The sequence below is a fragment of the Bacillus sp. ME78 genome (genome assembly GCF_903970865.1).
GTDB lineage: Bacteria > Bacillota > Bacilli > Bacillales > Bacillaceae_G > Bacillus_A > Bacillus_A cereus.
On record NZ_CAJCKK010000019.1, the window covers coordinates 67,838 to 83,227 of the forward strand.

Below are 15,390 nucleotides of genomic sequence, written 5' to 3' on the forward strand. Positions count from 1 at the left end.
CTTCCGCAATTGCGGAAGGTTTTTTATTTTTCGAGAACACTCATATTCAAATTATAAGCTTTCTCAATATTTAACTTGTACGTGCCATTTCCAGTTTTAATCGAATTTTTATACCAATGTTCTTGGTTGTTTAATTCTGGATGTTCTTCTGGAGAAGTATTTTCTTTTTTCGTTAAATCTTCTACTTGTTCCCAAGGTGTGCTTCCATGTGTTTCTTTTTGATTTGTTACTGCTGTTAAAGATACATCACTCTCTTTTGCAAGATGGACAGATACTCTTGAGCTTTCCTGTACAAACCAATTAGTTTGTAATTGACCTGGATAAAGAGATAGTTCGTTATTTGAAGCACGGATTTCCACATTTTTATTTTGCGGAAGAACAAGCGTTGGTTTCACCTGTGGTGCTGAATTAAATAACGTATGCTGAACAGGTAATGATTTTAAAGTGATATACATCGTTTCTCCAGCCGTTTGAACTGAAAGGAAATCATCTCGTTTTAAATTGAGTTTTTTATTTGCTTTCGTCGTCATTTCATAAGTTCCCAAAAGGTGAATTTGATTTGTATTATTTCCCTCTATCGTTAGAGGCTGATGACCTGCATCTACTACGATTTTTTTGATAGATTCAGGTATATCAAATTGTCCGTCTGGAATATTACTCGTTTGCCTCGTTGTGTTAATAGAGTGACGAACTTCTTCTAGTAATCCAGTTGATAATAAACAGTAAAAAGCAATTCCGACGCTTCCTAAAACACCGATAAAGAAAATACTAAAAATATCATATTTAATAAATGATTGTTCCTTCTTAGAAAATAGAAGGTATAGTAAAACTTCAGCTCCAAGTATGATAAGTAAAACTGGCCACCATGCAGTTAGTGTATCTAATACTTGAATTCCTTTTACGACTGAAAATAGTAAAAAGCATCCTAACGATATAATAGAAAGCCCCATTGAGAATGTTCCAACACGCCAAGTCCTCATTCGCTTGTCCCACCTTTGTTTTCTTTATTTCCAAGTAACAATTTAAAGCCGCCGCCAATTAAAAGGAGCGCAACGATAGATGTCTGGAAATAGCGATAATATAGTTCACTAAGATGAATATTAAATATAGTTACAAAATAATCATTCAAAATAGGAAGGACTGTTTGATTTAATAAATAATAACCACCGATTGTAATTAATCCGATACCGATCCATCTTTGATGATTTATAAAATAATCGATAATGGGTTCGTCTTGTACTCGTTCTTTTCCGTATTTTGCTGTTTGCTGTAACGCATCAAAAAAGCTATAGAACCAAATGATTGGTACTAAAAATAAAAACGCAGAAAGTCTTAATAAGTCGAGTAAATAAATAGATAGTAAAAAGGCTGCCATAAGCTGAAGACCACGGCGTTGTAAACCTAAATACATATGACCTGCTCCAGGGAACATCGCTAAAATAGAAGCAAATGTTTTACTTTTCTTTCCTTGCTCTCGATGTTCTTCAAAATCTTCGAAAATAGTACGGTCATCTAGTTGCTCGCCACGTTCTTTTTTCTGGAGTTGCTGAACAACATCAAAGAAATTGTAAATCCATAAAACAGGTAATGTAATAAGGAAGATAAGAAAACTTTCTTGCGATGTTAAAAGTGCAACGAAAATAATCATACTTCCGATTCCTGTGCAAGCTACTAAAAATGTAAGTCCACGTTGCATAAGTCCTAATTGGAAATGGCCAAGTCCAGGGATGATGGATAGGAGAATGATATAAAATCGTTCGCTCTCTTTAGAGGAATTTATCAATTCTCCAGCTTCTTGTTTTTTCGTTTGTTTTATAATGGTGATAACTAAATCTAGTAAGTTAATTACCCATAGAACAGCTAGTAAAAATAGAGAAAGAAAAGCAATATCACGTCCTCTTACTACTATGGTACAAAATACTGCAAAGGAGAATAGAAATAAAGATCCTCCGCTATATAGAATAAACCGTCCTAGCTTTTTTAAGTATAAATGTCCAAGCCCAGGAATTAGCCCTAATACAAGTGCTAAAAAGGGGTTTTTATTCATGCTTTAAACCTCCGTCCTTTTTTGATGTATCTACCGATTTGTTTACAATTTGTTGTGAGATAGAAGACTCGTTATGCTTTGAAGATTTCTCGAAATTTGATGTCGCTGTAAAAATATATTGGAATAAACCACTTACCATAAAAATAATTGTAGCTGCAGTCGCAATTATGTAGTGAATAATTGTGCGTTTTAGTGAGTTTGTTTTTATATTTTCATTAGGTTGTAGCGTTTCAAAATTAATTTGCGTCATAACTTCGTTCGTAAATGAATCATCATTTATCATTGGAAGGTTTTCATGTTGTTCATCAATATTTTCCATATAAAGTGCTAAACAATGATCACATTCATAAAGGTGTTCTTCCATAGATTTACGTTCATTGTTTTCTATAAAATCTAATGTATAATTGCGCCAATCTTCTTTTGAATAATGCATCATAGAAACTCTTCCTCCTTCCAATGTTTTTTTATCCATTTTCTTGCCCGATACAGTTTCATTTCTACTGTTTTCACTTCGATGTTTTCTTGGAAAGCAATTTCTTGATAGCTTTTTTCCTCTAAGTAATGCGCGAGAACAACGTCACGGTAATTTTCCGGAAGTTCTCTCAGTTTTTGAGCAATAAGTAATTTTTGCTCTTTCGTCAATAGTAAAGCTTCAATGTTATGAGAGGATTTTATATTTTCCTCTGTTTCTTTACATAAGGAGAGTTCTTCGTGTTCTCTAGCTTTCTTTCTCTTATAATCAATAGCGTGATTGGTGGCAATACGTGCCATCCACGTTTTTAATCCGCGAAATTGATAATTTGGGAGAGAGGTATGAATTTTTACGAATACTTCTTGTGTAACATCTTTAGCATCTTCTTCATGTCTTAAAATAGAAAAGATAACTTGAAAAATATAATGACGATATGTTTGTACAAGGATACGAAAAGCATGCTCGCTTCCTTGCTGTGCTTTTTCAATTAATTGTTTTTCCTCAATCGGTCTCTCCCTCCTTTTTGACGCATTCTATTATATAGACGTAAAGAATGATAAGTCACCCTACACATTTTGTAAAAAAAGAATAATATATTTTTTGCAGGAGTGCTAGATGAAAAAAGGTGTGAAAAAATGGTAAAGAGAAGTATATAATGAGCAAGTAGGAAATGTTACGGGAAGAAAGGATGTGAATGTTAGTAGGGGAAGGGCCATACTAACAAACATGAAAATTAAAATATTAATAGCGGATGATAACTCTTTTATTAGAGAAGGCATGAAAATTATTTTAAATACATATGAAGAGTTTGAAGTTGTAGATACAGTAAATGATGGAAAAGAAGCAGTGGAGTATTGCAAAAAGAACGATGTTGATATCGCTCTATTAGATGTTCGCATGCCAAATATGAACGGGGTAGAGGCGACGAAGTTCATTTGTGAAGAGACGAAAACAAAACCGCTTATTTTAACGACGTTTGATGATGATGAATATATTTTGGATGCAGTAAAAAACGGAGCGAAAGGTTATTTATTAAAAAATAACGATCCGGAGCGTATTCGTGATGCGATAAAAGGGGTTTATAACGGTCAAACTGTTATGCAAGATGTTGTTCTTGATAAAATTAAGTCTAATTTAATGGAAAGTAAAGAGGAAGAATGTAAAATTGATAAGAGCCTTTTCACAGAAAGGGAGCTTAGTATTATCGCATTAATTGCAAAAGGTTTCTCAAATAAAGAAATTTCGAAACAGCTTTTTATATCTGAGGGAACAATTGCAAATTATATTACGTCAGTTTTAGGGAAAACTGAACTTGAACATCGCACACAAATTGCGATTTATTACTTAACAGGGAAAGTAGATTAATGATATGGAATTTTGGTTAACTGTAAGTAAATTAATTGTCTTTTTATATATTGTGTTTAGTTATATTTACGTAAATGTAGCAAATTTACCATGGGTTATATTTACTTTACTTATTTACCTCTCTGTAAACGTAATGATTTCTATATTTAAAAAAGATACGTATAAAAAAATATTAATCTGTATGTCCATTGGCGTAGTTATGTTATTTATATGGAGGGTTCATCCATTTTTTATTTTGTTTTTACCTTTGAACTTATACGAAATTACATTCCATTACATAGAAAAGAATTGGCCACGCTTTGTCATTATGATGCTCCCAATTACGATTGCAGATGAAAGTATTCGAATGACTTATGGATTAATTGTTGCATTTACTTTTCTCGTTTTAACTATGGCAGATCGATATATATCGCGTGTAGTAAAGCTTGAATCGCAAAATGATAAAATGCGAAAAGATATGCAACGACTTACGAAAAGTTTACATGAAAATAAAGAGTACATAAGACAATCTGAATACACATTTAAGCTAGAAGAGAGAAATCGGTTATCGCAAGAAATTCATGATAAAATTGGTCACTCGATGACGGGTGCACTTATTCAAATGGAAGCAGCAAAAAGGTTAATGGAAATAGATAAAGAAAAATCTGCGGAGTTATTACAAAATGCAATTCACATTTCAAAAGATGGAATTGAAAGTATTCGCATTACATTAAAAAATATGAAGCCACCAACTGAGCAAATTGGTATTCATCGTATGAAATTATTCATAGAGGAATTTGCCGGTAAGAATGATGTGAATATTCCTTTTGTATACAAGGGGAACTTAGATATGATTTCTCCCATTCAGTGGAAAATTATCGGTGAGAATGTTACAGAAGCACTAACAAATGCAATGAAATATGCTGATGCGACAGTTATTTCTATAGATATTCATGTGCTTAACAAGATGGTTAAGGTGCAAGTGAAGGATAACGGGAAAGGCGCAGCTCTTGTTAAGAAAGGTCTCGGTATTATGGGGATGGAGGAGCGAACAGCATCAGTAAACGGCAAAATTATTGTAGATGGAACAAGTGGTTTTTCAGTGACAATGTTGTTTCCGATATAAGAGAATGGGACGAAGATGAATCATCTCATATGAAAAAAGTGAATATTCTCATGTGAAAAGAATGAACTTCTGCACTGAGCAGGTTCATTCTTTTTGTTTATAATAACAGCAGAGAAACCGAAATAGGGGTGAAATGATGAATACATTAGAAATTAAAAATTTAACGAAAAAATTTGGTGATTTCATCGCAGTTGATAATATGTCTTTATCTATTAAAGAAGGAGAAATATTTGGCTTTTTAGGATCGAATGGTGCTGGTAAGAGTACGACAATTAATATGATTGCTGGTTTGTTAAGAAGTAATGAAGGCGAAATTAGCATACTAGGAAAAAATATAAAGAAACATAATCGATTTGCAAAGATGAATATTGGTATTGTTCCGCAAGATATTGCGATTTATGAAGAGTTAACTGCTTATGAAAATGTGAAGTTCTTTGCTGGATTGTACGGATTAAGAGGGGCCGAACTAAGAGTGAGAGTAGAGGAAGCACTTCAATTTGTAGGACTTAGTGATAAACAGAAAAGTTATCCGAAAAACTTTTCTGGCGGGATGAAGCGAAGATTGAATATCGCTTGTGCAATTGCACATAGACCGAAGTTAATTATTATGGATGAACCGACAGTTGGAATTGATCCGCAGTCAAGAAACTATATTCTTCAGTCTGTCCGGAAGTTAAATGAAATGGGAAGCACTATTATTTACACGAGCCACTACATGGAAGAAGTAGAAGAGATTTGTACGAAAATCGCAATTGTCGACCACGGTAAAGTGATTGCAGAAGGTACGAAAGAACAGTTAAAAGCGATTATTACAGATACGAAAGATATTTGGATTGAAGTGAAGTCAGTAGAAAATTTAGATGTAGAAAAGTTAAAAGAGATCAACGGTGTGAAAGCAGTTCAAATTGAAGAAAACGTAATTAAAGTGAATTCTGATGCGGGATTAAATAATTTAAATAAAATCATTCAACACTGTATCAATCATGATATTGAAATTCGTTCATTAGAGGAGCAGGCTCCCAACTTAGAAACAGTATTTCTTACATTGACGGGAAGAAACTTACGAGATAAATAAAAAGTAAATGAAGAAAAGGTAAAGGGAGGTTCATCAATTGAACATCTTCAATATTGCAATTATGCATATTAAAAGAGATTTCAGAGACGTAAGGACTTTAGTTTTTATGTTAGCATTTCCGATTGTGCTTATGCTTGTGTTAGGAACAGCGTTAACCAACGCATTTAATAGTGATAGTCATTCGATTAAAGATATACAAGTGCTATATAAAGATGAAGCGAGTAGCACGTTTTCTCAATCATTTGAAGCATTTACGAAAGAAGTGGATAAATCAGGTATTCATTTTAAAAAAGCTTCCGGCAGTATAGATGGGAAAGAAGAAGTGAAGCAAAATAAATATGCCGCTTATGTAGAGTTAAATAAAGATGGTGCAAAATTTTATGGAAGTGACAAAAGTAGTATTGAGGGAAGTATTGTGGAAGGAATGCTTACAACATTTGTTGATAAGTACAATGTAGCGGTCGAAGTTGCAAAAGTAGATCCTACTAAGGTTAGTACGGTTATTTCAAACGGAAATCATAATGATTATATAAAAGAAACATCTTTACAAGCTGCGAAAAAACCAGGTTCTATGGATTACTATGCGGTTGTAATGACAACGATGATTGCACTATATGCTGCGATGGGAGCGAGTTCTTTAATTCGAGGAGAACGAATACGTAAAACAGGAGATCGTCTCATTGCTGCACCTATAAGTAAAGCTGAAATATTCATTGGAAAAGTACTTGGTAGCCTAGTAGCAAATGCCCTGTGCATATTACTCGTCATGTTATTTAGTAAATTTGTTTTTCAAGCGAATTGGGGCGACCATCTTGGAATCATATTTCTTATTTTATTAACACAAGTCTTTCTAGCAATTAGCTTCGGTTTAGGAATCGGATATATTACGAAAACAGCTGAAGCGTCTAGGGCAATTATTATGGTTGTTGTGCAATTAGCTTCTATTTTTGGAGGTGCATATTTCGTAGTAGAAGAAAATTTCGTTACGAACTTATCACCATTAACTTGGGCAAATACAGCTGTTATGAAAATTATTTATGCAAATGATGTAGGGGCAGCACTACCAGTCATTTCTTTAAACATTGGAATTTCAGCACTCTTTTTATTAATTGCAATTATTGCATTACGTAGACGGGAGGGGCTATAGTATGAAGGATATTTTATGGCTCATACAAAAAACGTTATCTGTGCTTTTGAAAAATAAAAAAAGTTTACTCATTATAATTAGCTTGCCGATAATAGGGACGCTCATTTCCTTCTCGATATACGGAAATGCAGGGCAAGGAACGTTAAATATCGGGATTGTAAATAAAGAAAATGAGCCAATAGCAAATGATACGATAAAGTTTTTAGAAGGATTAAATCATGTGAATGTGAGTAAGGTTAAGGAGTCTGAAGTAGAAGATAAACTCACTTCCAAAAAACTTGATGGAGTTATTACATTAGATTCTGGTTTTTCAAAAAGTGTTCGAGAAGGGAAACCAGAGCATATTGAAATTTCATCGATTAAAGGTGATCAAGTAACAGGATTTATAAAATCATATTTATATAATTATATTGATAATATAGCAGCTATTAGTAAAGTAGCAGGAACAGATCAAAGTACATTCGACAATATGTACGCAGGGTATCAAAAAAGTTCATTTAAAATGAAAACGGAGACGCTAGAAGATACTTCGAAAAATAAAGATATGACAAATCAAACGATGGGTTACCTTATTATGTTTATGCTGTTTTCAGCAGCGAACCTATCAGGTCATATTTTAAAAGAAAAAGAGAATAGAACGTACTTTAGACTATTATCAACGCCGATAGATGGGAAGAAGTTTATATTATCTAATGTCGGAGTAAATATGATAATACTAACAGTACAAATTTTGATTACAATCCTATTCCTAACGAATGTTTTTCATACGAATATCAATATGCCTTTTATAGTGATGATGGGCGTACTAATGCTATTTGCATTAATCGCAATTGGAATATCATTAGTCCTTGTAGCTTTTTCGAAAAACTCAGCATCGGCAAATGCGATGCAAAATATGGTCATTGTACCAACATGCTTACTTGCTGGATGTTATTTCCCATATGACATTATGCCAAGTGCAGTACAAAAAGTAGCTAATTTTCTTCCGCAGCGCTGGTTGTTAGACACAGTATCGAAACTACAGCAAGGAATTCCATTCTCTGAGTTGTATTTAAATATTTTAATTTTATTCGCTTTCGCGATTGCATTCTTCTTAATTGCGATTTATAAGTTTGGAAGAAATAATGATGCGAGGAATTTTGTTTAATGTGAAAAGGATGTGACGTTAAGTCACATCCTTTTTTGTATGAAGCATGAAATCTAAACTTGAATGACAAAATAGAAAGGTGGAAAGAAAATGATCGGAAGGAAATCAAAATGATTAAAAAAATATTGCGAGTTACTTCTATTGTTATTGCTATTTTCGTTTTTATTTTAATATGGATGCATATCGATGTTACCTTAGGTAGGAAAATGGAAGCTGGGAAAAACATGCCGACAGAGTATGCGCCTCATTATAGTGACTTTCAATTATATGTAGAAGGGAAGCCTTTTTATAAACAATTATTTACTGATATAAGAGAAGCGAAAAGCTCCATCTACACTTATTTCTTCATTTTGTCGGATGATAAAAGTAGCCATACTTTTTTAAACTTATTAAAAGAGAAGGCAAAAGAAGGATTAAACGTCTATTTATCAGTTGATCGCATTAATGATTTATCATTTGAAAGAAAGGTGATAAATGAATTGCGGGAAAGTGGTGTACATTTTACATATAGTAGAAAACCTACATTACCATTCGGATTTTATTCACTTCACCATCGTAATCATCGCCGTATTACGACGATTGATGGAGAAATTGGCTATACAGGCGGATTTAATATAGGAGATGAGTACTTAGGGAAAGATAAGCGATTTGGATATTGGCGTGATTATCATGTGCGGCTTAAAGGAGAAGGAGCAAAAGATTTAGAACAGCAATTCGCTTTAGATTGGAAACGAGATACGAAAGAAGAGATAAAGAGAAGTACGAATAAAGCTAGTAAAGGGACTACATTACATACTATGACTAGTTACAATGGGCATTACGTTGCTGAAAAATATATAGAGCTCATAAAACAAGCTCAGCACTCCATTGTAATTGCAACACCGTATTTTATAGCGAAAAATAAAGAATCTATGAATGCTTTAATCGCGGCGCAAAAGCGTGGTGTTACAGTAAAAATACTTTGGTCATATAAACCGGATCTACCTCTTATAAAAGAAGCGGCGTATCCATACATACGTCAAGCTGTTAATAATGGGATTACTGTATATGGTTATAAAAAAGGAATGTTCCATGGTAAATTAATGCTTATTGATAATGAATTAACCGTTATTGGTACAACAAACTTTACTTCGCGTAGCTTCAATATAAATGATGAAATGAATTTTTATATTTATGGTGGTCCTATTGTAGGACAAGTTAATAAGGCGTTAACAGAGGATTTTCATGATTCGAAAGAAATGACGAAAGAGTTTTTTGAAAAGTTATCTTTTTGGGAGCGTTGTAAGGAGAAAGTGGCGGGATTGGTTGACTTCTATTTGTGATGATGAATTAGGAAAGGGTGCCTACAAAAGGCACCCTTTTTGGTGGGGAATTATTATTTTTCATGCACCAGCATCGTAACATCATCATTGATCAACGTCCCCACATGTTCGCCTAAACATATTTTCTTCATGACACCAGGCTCATCAAAGTTAAAGACGTGTGCTGGTAAATTGTAGTCCCGGGCAAGCAGTAATGCCGCTTGATCCATGACTTGTATATTTTGTCTAACGACATCATTATAGTTTAGTTTGCTGTACATTTTTGCTGATTTATTATGCTTTGGATCACTTGTAAAGACGCCATCGACCCCTTGTTTTGCGACTAATATGGCATCACTATTCATCTCGATGGCTCTTTGTACACTTGGATAATCTGTTGTCACGAACGGTTGGCCGTTTCCGCCTCCAAAGATAACGATATAACCGTTATCTAAATGGTGGACTGCACGCAAGCGAATGTATGGTTCAGCTACTGCATTAAATGGAATGGAAGTCATAACGCGTACTTCTCTATTTGTTTTACTTGTTAAAACACCGCGAAGCATTAAGCTGTTAATGATTGTACCTAGTGTACCGATATTATCAGCTTCTACGCGATCGATGCCCCATTCTTCAGCTAGATGCCCCCTAAAAATGTTACCGCCACCGATGACGATGGATACTTCGATACCTAAATCAACAATGGATAAAATTTCGTTTGCGATATGTTCTAATCGTTTGGAGTTAAAGCTATTTCCAGTTTGATCGGCAAGTGCACCGCCGCTTAATTTAATTAAGACACGTTTATATGGTCTCATAACAATTCCCCCTATATAGATTGCAATAAAAAAGGAACAAAGGCGAATGCCTTTGTTCCTTTTTAAGAAAATGAAAAAGAAAAGAAGAAGATAGGACGAATTGCTTTGTATAGTTTTTCATAACATCCACTCCTTTTCCTTTTGATTTGTTGTAAGTATATATCTTTTTGATTATACGAAATAATCTGATTGCTTATCAAGTTTATTTTATCGTTTTTTAACAAAATGGTGTCAATGAAAAAAAGAAGAAAAATATTTGAATTTTTTGTGACGAACTTGTAGGTTTTTGTATGATTTTGTAGGTTCGCTTATAAGATGTGTGAGTAGCTTTTATAAATTCAAATTGAAAGCGTTCGCATGAAGGGGATGAACATAAATGAAAAAATTCGGATTGGCAACACAAATTTTTGTCGCGCTTGTTTTAGGGATTGTAGTAGGGGCATTCTTTTATGGCAATAAAACGGCGATTTCTTATATCACACCAATTGGGGATATATTTATTCACTTAATTAAGATGATTGTAGTACCAATTGTTATTTCAGCATTAATTGTTGCGGTAGCTGGTGTAGGAGATATGAAAAAGCTTGGGAAACTGGGCGGTAAGACAATTCTTTATTTCGAAATTATTACGACGATTGCTATTTTAATGGGATTACTTGCAGCGAATATATTCCAACCAGGTACTGGTGTTGATATGAGTAATTTACAGCAAAGTGATATTTCTTCTTATAAACAAACAGCAGATGCAACGGAGAAGAAAGGTTTTGCTGAGACAATTGTTCACATTGTACCAAAAAACGTATTTGAATCGATTGCACAAGGTGACCTATTACCGATTATATTCTTCTCAGTATTATTCGGCTTAGGAGTTGCGGCAATTGGGGAAAAAGGAAAGCCTGTTTTTAACTTCTTTGAAGGCGTACTCGAAGCAATGTTTTGGGTTACAAATCAAGTTATGAAATTTGCACCATTTGGTGTATTCGCATTAATTGCCGTTACAGTTGCAAAATTTGGTGTAGCAACATTACTTCCGCTAGGAAAACTAGTGCTAGCTGTATACGTAACTGTTATACTATTCGTTGTGATTGTATTAGGTATTAATGCACGAATGGTTGGAGTAAACATTTTTACATTAATAAAAATTTTAAAAGAAGAACTGATTCTTTCGTTTACGACAGCAAGTTCAGAAGCTGTTTTACCTAATATAATGAGAAAAATGGAAGAGTTCGGTTGTCCAAAGGCAGTTGCCTCTTTCGTAATTCCGACAGGTTATACATTTAACTTGACTGGATCGGCTATTTATCAAGCGTTAGCGGCATTGTTTGTTGCCCAAATGTACGGTGTGCACATGTCACTAACGGAGCAAATAACGTTATTATTCGTTCTCATGTTAACATCCAAAGGTATGGCGGGAGTTCCAGGTGCATCGTTCGTTGTTGTATTAGCAACGTTAGGTTCAATGGGGCTACCACTAGAAGGTATCGCGTTAATTGCGGGAATTGACCGCATTTTAGATATGATTCGCTCATCTGTCAATGTATTAGGAAATGCATTAGCGGCCATTGTTATGTCGAAGTGGGAAGGCGAATTCGATAATGAGAAAGCAAAACAATATGTAGAAACAGTCAAAGAAACAAAAGCAGCATAAGAAATCGTTAAGGAGTGAATAATCATGGCAACATTAACTGAAGTTAAAAATGGTGTTCGAATTGAAAAAGATTTTTTAGGTGAAAAAGAAGTACCAAACTATGCATACTATGGCGTACAAACAATGCGTGCAGTTGAAAACTTCCCAATTACAGGATACAAAATCCATGAAGGTTTAATTAGAGCATTCGCAATTGTAAAAAAAGCAGCAGCACTTGCGAATACAGATGTAGGAAGATTGGAATTGAACAAGGGTGGCGTGATCGCAGAAGCTGCTCAAGAAATTCTTGATGGAAAATGGCATGATCATTTCATCGTAGATCCAATTCAAGGCGGAGCAGGTACTTCAATGAACATGAATGCAAATGAAGTCATTGCCAATCGTGCTCTTGAATTATTAGGAATGGAAAAGGGAGACTATCACTATATTAGTCCAAATAGTCATGTAAATATGGCGCAATCAACAAACGATGCATTCCCAACGGCGATTCATATCGCAACGTTAAATGCATTAGAAGGCTTATTACAAACGATGGGTTATATGCATGATGTATTTGAATTAAAAGCAGAACAATTTGACCATGTTATTAAAATGGGTCGTACACATTTACAAGATGCTGTGCCAATTCGTCTTGGACAAGAGTTTAAAGCATACTCTCGCGTACTTGAACGTGATATGAAACGAATTCAACAATCGCGTCAACATTTATATGAAGTAAATATGGGGGCAACTGCAGTTGGTACAGGCTTAAATGCAGATCCAGAATATATTGAAGCAGTTGTAAAACATTTAGCTGCAATTAGTGAACTACCACTAGTTGGTGCAGAAGACTTAGTAGATGCAACGCAAAATACTGATGCATACACAGAAGTATCTGCAGCACTGAAAGTATGTATGATGAATATGTCTAAAATTGCGAATGACCTTCGCTTAATGGCATCAGGTCCACGTGTTGGTTTAGCAGAAATTATGTTACCAGCTCGTCAGCCAGGTTCATCTATTATGCCAGGGAAAGTAAATCCTGTTATGCCAGAAGTTATTAACCAAATTGCGTTCCAAGTAATTGGTAATGACCATACAATTTGCCTTGCTTCAGAAGCAGGACAATTAGAATTAAACGTTATGGAACCAGTACTTGTTTTCAACTTACTGCAATCAATTAGCATTATGAATAACGGTTTCCGTGCCTTTACAGATAATTGCTTAAAAGGAATTGAAGCGAATGAAGATCGCTTAAAAGAGTATGTTGAGAAAAGTGTAGGAATTATTACAGCCGTGAACCCTCATATCGGTTATGAAGCTGCAGCTCGCGTTGCGAAAGAAGCAATCGCGACAGGGCAATCCGTTCGAGAACTTTGTGTGAAAAATGGTGTACTGTCACAAGAAGACTTAGAGTTAATTCTAGATCCATTCGAAATGACGCACCCAGGGATTGCAGGAGCAACTCTTTTAAAGAAAAATTAAAAGAAGAGGGGGGACAAGCCCCTCTTTTTTGTTTACAATATAGAAATGCTATATATGAATAGAGGTAGGGATGTTATGAGCAAGTTTACAGTAGCTTCTAATGGTGCATTAGAAACAACATTAAGAGGAGCAGAAGTATTATCAACACCACTTTTAAATAAAGGGGTAGCTTTCACACAAAATGAAAGAGAAGAGTTAGGTTTAAAAGGGTTATTACCGCCAGCGGTTTTAACGTTAGAAGAACAGGCACGCCGAGCATACGAACAATTTAGTTCTCAGCCGGATGATTTATTAAAGAATGTATACTTAACTGCGTTACATGATCGAAATGAAGTATTATTTTATCGTATATTAACAGATCATTTACGTGAAATGTTACCGATTGTATATACACCAACTGTCGGTGTAGCAATTCAAAGATATAGTCATGAATATCGTAAACCACGTGGTGTTTATTTATCGATTAACGATCCATCAGGTATTGAAGAAGCATTCACCAATATTGGTGCAACAGCTGAGAACATTGATTTAGTCGTTGTAACAGATGGAGAAGGCATATTAGGAATTGGTGACTGGGGCGTTGGTGGTATTAACATTGCAATCGGAAAGCTAGCTGTTTATACGGCCGCAGTTGGAATCGATCCTAGCCGCGTATTACCGGTAATATTAGATGTAGGTACAAACCGTGAGGAACTATTAAACAACCCATTTTATATTGGAAATCGTCACCCTCGTATAACAGGTGAATCTTACGATGAATTTATTGATACATTTGTTCAAGCGGTAAACAAACAATTCCCGAAAGCACTTTTACATTGGGAAGACTTTAGCTCTCGTAACGCACGAAAAATTTTAGATAAATACCGTCATGACGTTTGTACGTTTAATGATGATATTCAAGGTACAGGTGCAGTTTCACTTGCGGCAGTATTATCGGCAGTGAAAGCTTCTGGTGTACCACTGAGTGAACACCGCGTTGTTGTGTTTGGCGCTGGTACAGCTGGAATCGGTATCGCAGATCAAGTAAGAGATGCAATGGTCCGTGCTGGCTTATCAGAAGAAGAGTCACATAATCGTTTCTGGTGTATTGACCGAAACGGATTAGTTACAGATAACATGGAAGATCTTCTTGATTTCCAAATTCCATATGCAAGAAAAGAAGCAGAAGTAAGTGAGTGGAAAGAAAATGATGTAATCGGACTTGCTGAAGTTGTGAAACATGTACAACCGACAATTTTAATTGGTACATCTACTGTGGCGGGCGCATTTAAAGAAGAGATTATTAAAGAAATGGCTTCTCACGTAGAAAGACCAATCATTTTGCCAATGTCGAATCCGACGCCACTTGCTGAAGCAAAACCAGCAGATTTAATCGAGTGGACAGAAGGAAGAGCGTTAGTTGCAACAGGAAGTCCATTTGAACCAGTTACATATAACGGTGTAACGTATGTGATTGGACAATCAAATAATGCACTTATTTTCCCAGGGCTTGGTCTTGGAACAATTGTAGTACGAGCAAGCGTCATGACGGATGGAATGTTCGCAGCGGCTGCTGAAGCAGTTGCAAGTATGGTAGATACAAGTCAGCCAGGAGCACCTATTTTACCAGAGGTCGAAGAATTACGTAATATCTCAGAAATGGTTGCAATTGAAGTAGCGAAAGTTGCAGTTGCAGAAGGTGTTGCAAGAGTGAACTTAAGTGATAACGATATCAAGATGGCAGTGCAAGAAGCAATGTGGAAGCCAGAGTATCGCCAAATAAAAGCGGTAGAAAAGGTTAGAATATAGAAAGAAAGCCCGT

At 35.1% G+C, this 15,390-nt stretch carries 14 protein-coding genes; 9 read left to right on the forward strand and 5 right to left on the reverse strand.

Features of this window, described 5'->3' with window-relative positions:
• Positions 1–23: 23 nt before the first annotated feature.
• The 4 genes from exsE to H6481_RS19400 are packed head-to-tail and all read right to left on the reverse strand — an operon-like array spanning position 24 to position 3,025.
• Positions 24–980, reverse strand: a complete 957-nt coding sequence (gene exsE, locus H6481_RS19385; RefSeq protein WP_182812860.1) for an exosporium protein ExsE — start codon at positions 978–980, stop codon at positions 24–26.
• Positions 977–2,047, reverse strand: a complete 1,071-nt coding sequence (locus H6481_RS19390) for a hypothetical protein (protein WP_182812862.1) — start codon at positions 2,045–2,047, stop codon at positions 977–979. Before H6481_RS19390 ends, exsE begins: the two co-directional genes overlap by 4 nt.
• Positions 2,040–2,483 carry a hypothetical protein gene (locus H6481_RS19395; protein WP_071730898.1) on the reverse strand — a complete coding sequence of 148 codons (444 nt, stop codon included), beginning with the start codon at positions 2,481–2,483 and terminating at the stop codon, positions 2,040–2,042. Before H6481_RS19395 ends, H6481_RS19390 begins: the two co-directional genes overlap by 8 nt.
• Positions 2,480–3,025 (reverse strand): RNA polymerase sigma factor, encoded by a 546-nt coding sequence (locus H6481_RS19400; RefSeq protein WP_306236426.1) that lies wholly within the window; start codon positions 3,023–3,025, stop codon positions 2,480–2,482. The genes H6481_RS19395 and H6481_RS19400 overlap by 4 nt, the downstream gene beginning before the upstream one ends.
• Positions 3,026–3,245: 220 nt before the next feature.
• Between H6481_RS19400 and H6481_RS19405 the strand changes: the two genes are divergently transcribed.
• The 6 genes from H6481_RS19405 to cls all read left to right on the forward strand — a co-directional run bounded on the left by H6481_RS19405 (position 3,246) and on the right by cls (position 9,680).
• Positions 3,246–3,884 carry a response regulator transcription factor gene (locus H6481_RS19405; RefSeq protein WP_000694105.1) on the forward strand — a complete coding sequence of 213 codons (639 nt, stop codon included), beginning with the start codon at positions 3,246–3,248 and terminating at the stop codon, positions 3,882–3,884.
• A 4-nt stretch (positions 3,885–3,888) separates the two neighbouring features.
• On the forward strand, positions 3,889–4,989 hold the full coding sequence (locus H6481_RS19410) for a sensor histidine kinase (RefSeq protein ID WP_182812864.1): 1,101 nt from the start codon (positions 3,889–3,891) through the stop codon (positions 4,987–4,989).
• Between the two features lie 136 nt (positions 4,990–5,125).
• The gene (locus tag H6481_RS19415; protein WP_001093826.1) at positions 5,126–6,064 is read left to right on the forward strand and encodes an ABC transporter ATP-binding protein; all 939 of its coding nucleotides are present in this window, start codon (positions 5,126–5,128) and stop codon (positions 6,062–6,064) included.
• Between the two features lie 37 nt (positions 6,065–6,101).
• On the forward strand, positions 6,102–7,211 hold the full coding sequence (locus H6481_RS19420) for an ABC transporter permease (protein WP_001020156.1): 1,110 nt from the start codon (positions 6,102–6,104) through the stop codon (positions 7,209–7,211).
• A gap of 1 nt (position 7,212) precedes the next feature.
• Positions 7,213–8,358: an ABC transporter permease gene (locus H6481_RS19425; protein WP_000651881.1), complete on the forward strand. Its 1,146-nt coding sequence runs from the start codon at positions 7,213–7,215 to the stop codon at positions 8,356–8,358.
• Positions 8,359–8,468: 110 nt separating this feature from the next.
• Positions 8,469–9,680 carry a cardiolipin synthase gene (gene cls / locus H6481_RS19430; protein WP_000591938.1) on the forward strand — a complete coding sequence of 404 codons (1,212 nt, stop codon included), beginning with the start codon at positions 8,469–8,471 and terminating at the stop codon, positions 9,678–9,680.
• 53 nt (positions 9,681–9,733) lie between these two features.
• On the opposite strand, the gene pyrH is transcribed toward cls, so the two are convergent.
• Positions 9,734–10,477 (reverse strand): UMP kinase, encoded by a 744-nt coding sequence (gene pyrH / locus H6481_RS19435; protein WP_001248059.1) that lies wholly within the window; start codon positions 10,475–10,477, stop codon positions 9,734–9,736.
• 376 nt (positions 10,478–10,853) lie between these two features.
• Between pyrH and H6481_RS19440 the strand changes: the two genes are divergently transcribed.
• The 3 genes from H6481_RS19440 to malS all read left to right on the forward strand — a co-directional run bounded on the left by H6481_RS19440 (position 10,854) and on the right by malS (position 15,377).
• Entirely contained in the window at positions 10,854–12,125 is a 1,272-nt protein-coding gene (locus tag H6481_RS19440; RefSeq protein ID WP_097987200.1) for a cation:dicarboxylase symporter family transporter, read from the forward strand.
• Between the two features lie 24 nt (positions 12,126–12,149).
• Entirely contained in the window at positions 12,150–13,589 is a 1,440-nt protein-coding gene (aspA, locus tag H6481_RS19445) for an aspartate ammonia-lyase (protein ID WP_000224200.1), read from the forward strand.
• A gap of 75 nt (positions 13,590–13,664) precedes the next feature.
• Positions 13,665–15,377, forward strand: a complete 1,713-nt coding sequence (gene malS, locus H6481_RS19450; protein WP_065486057.1) for an oxaloacetate-decarboxylating malate dehydrogenase — start codon at positions 13,665–13,667, stop codon at positions 15,375–15,377.
• Positions 15,378–15,390: the final 13 nt, after the last annotated feature.

Coding starts and splice junctions, on each gene's coding strand:
- exsE (WP_182812860.1), bottom strand. CDS start 980: ATGAGGACTTGGCGTGTTGGAACATTCTCAATGGGGCTTTCTATTATA.
- H6481_RS19390 (WP_182812862.1), bottom strand. CDS start 2,047: ATGAATAAAAACCCCTTTTTAGCACTTGTATTAGGGCTAATTCCTGGG.
- H6481_RS19395 (WP_071730898.1), bottom strand. CDS start 2,483: ATGATGCATTATTCAAAAGAAGATTGGCGCAATTATACATTAGATTTT.
- H6481_RS19405 (WP_000694105.1), top strand. CDS start 3,246: ATGAAAATTAAAATATTAATAGCGGATGATAACTCTTTTATTAGAGAA.
- H6481_RS19410 (WP_182812864.1), top strand. CDS start 3,889: ATGGAATTTTGGTTAACTGTAAGTAAATTAATTGTCTTTTTATATATT.
- H6481_RS19415 (WP_001093826.1), top strand. CDS start 5,126: ATGAATACATTAGAAATTAAAAATTTAACGAAAAAATTTGGTGATTTC.
- H6481_RS19425 (WP_000651881.1), top strand. CDS start 7,213: ATGAAGGATATTTTATGGCTCATACAAAAAACGTTATCTGTGCTTTTG.
- cls (WP_000591938.1), top strand. CDS start 8,469: ATGATTAAAAAAATATTGCGAGTTACTTCTATTGTTATTGCTATTTTC.
- pyrH (WP_001248059.1), bottom strand. CDS start 10,477: ATGAGACCATATAAACGTGTCTTAATTAAATTAAGCGGCGGTGCACTT.
- H6481_RS19440 (WP_097987200.1), top strand. CDS start 10,854: ATGAAAAAATTCGGATTGGCAACACAAATTTTTGTCGCGCTTGTTTTA.
- aspA (WP_000224200.1), top strand. CDS start 12,150: ATGGCAACATTAACTGAAGTTAAAAATGGTGTTCGAATTGAAAAAGAT.
- malS (WP_065486057.1), top strand. CDS start 13,665: ATGAGCAAGTTTACAGTAGCTTCTAATGGTGCATTAGAAACAACATTA.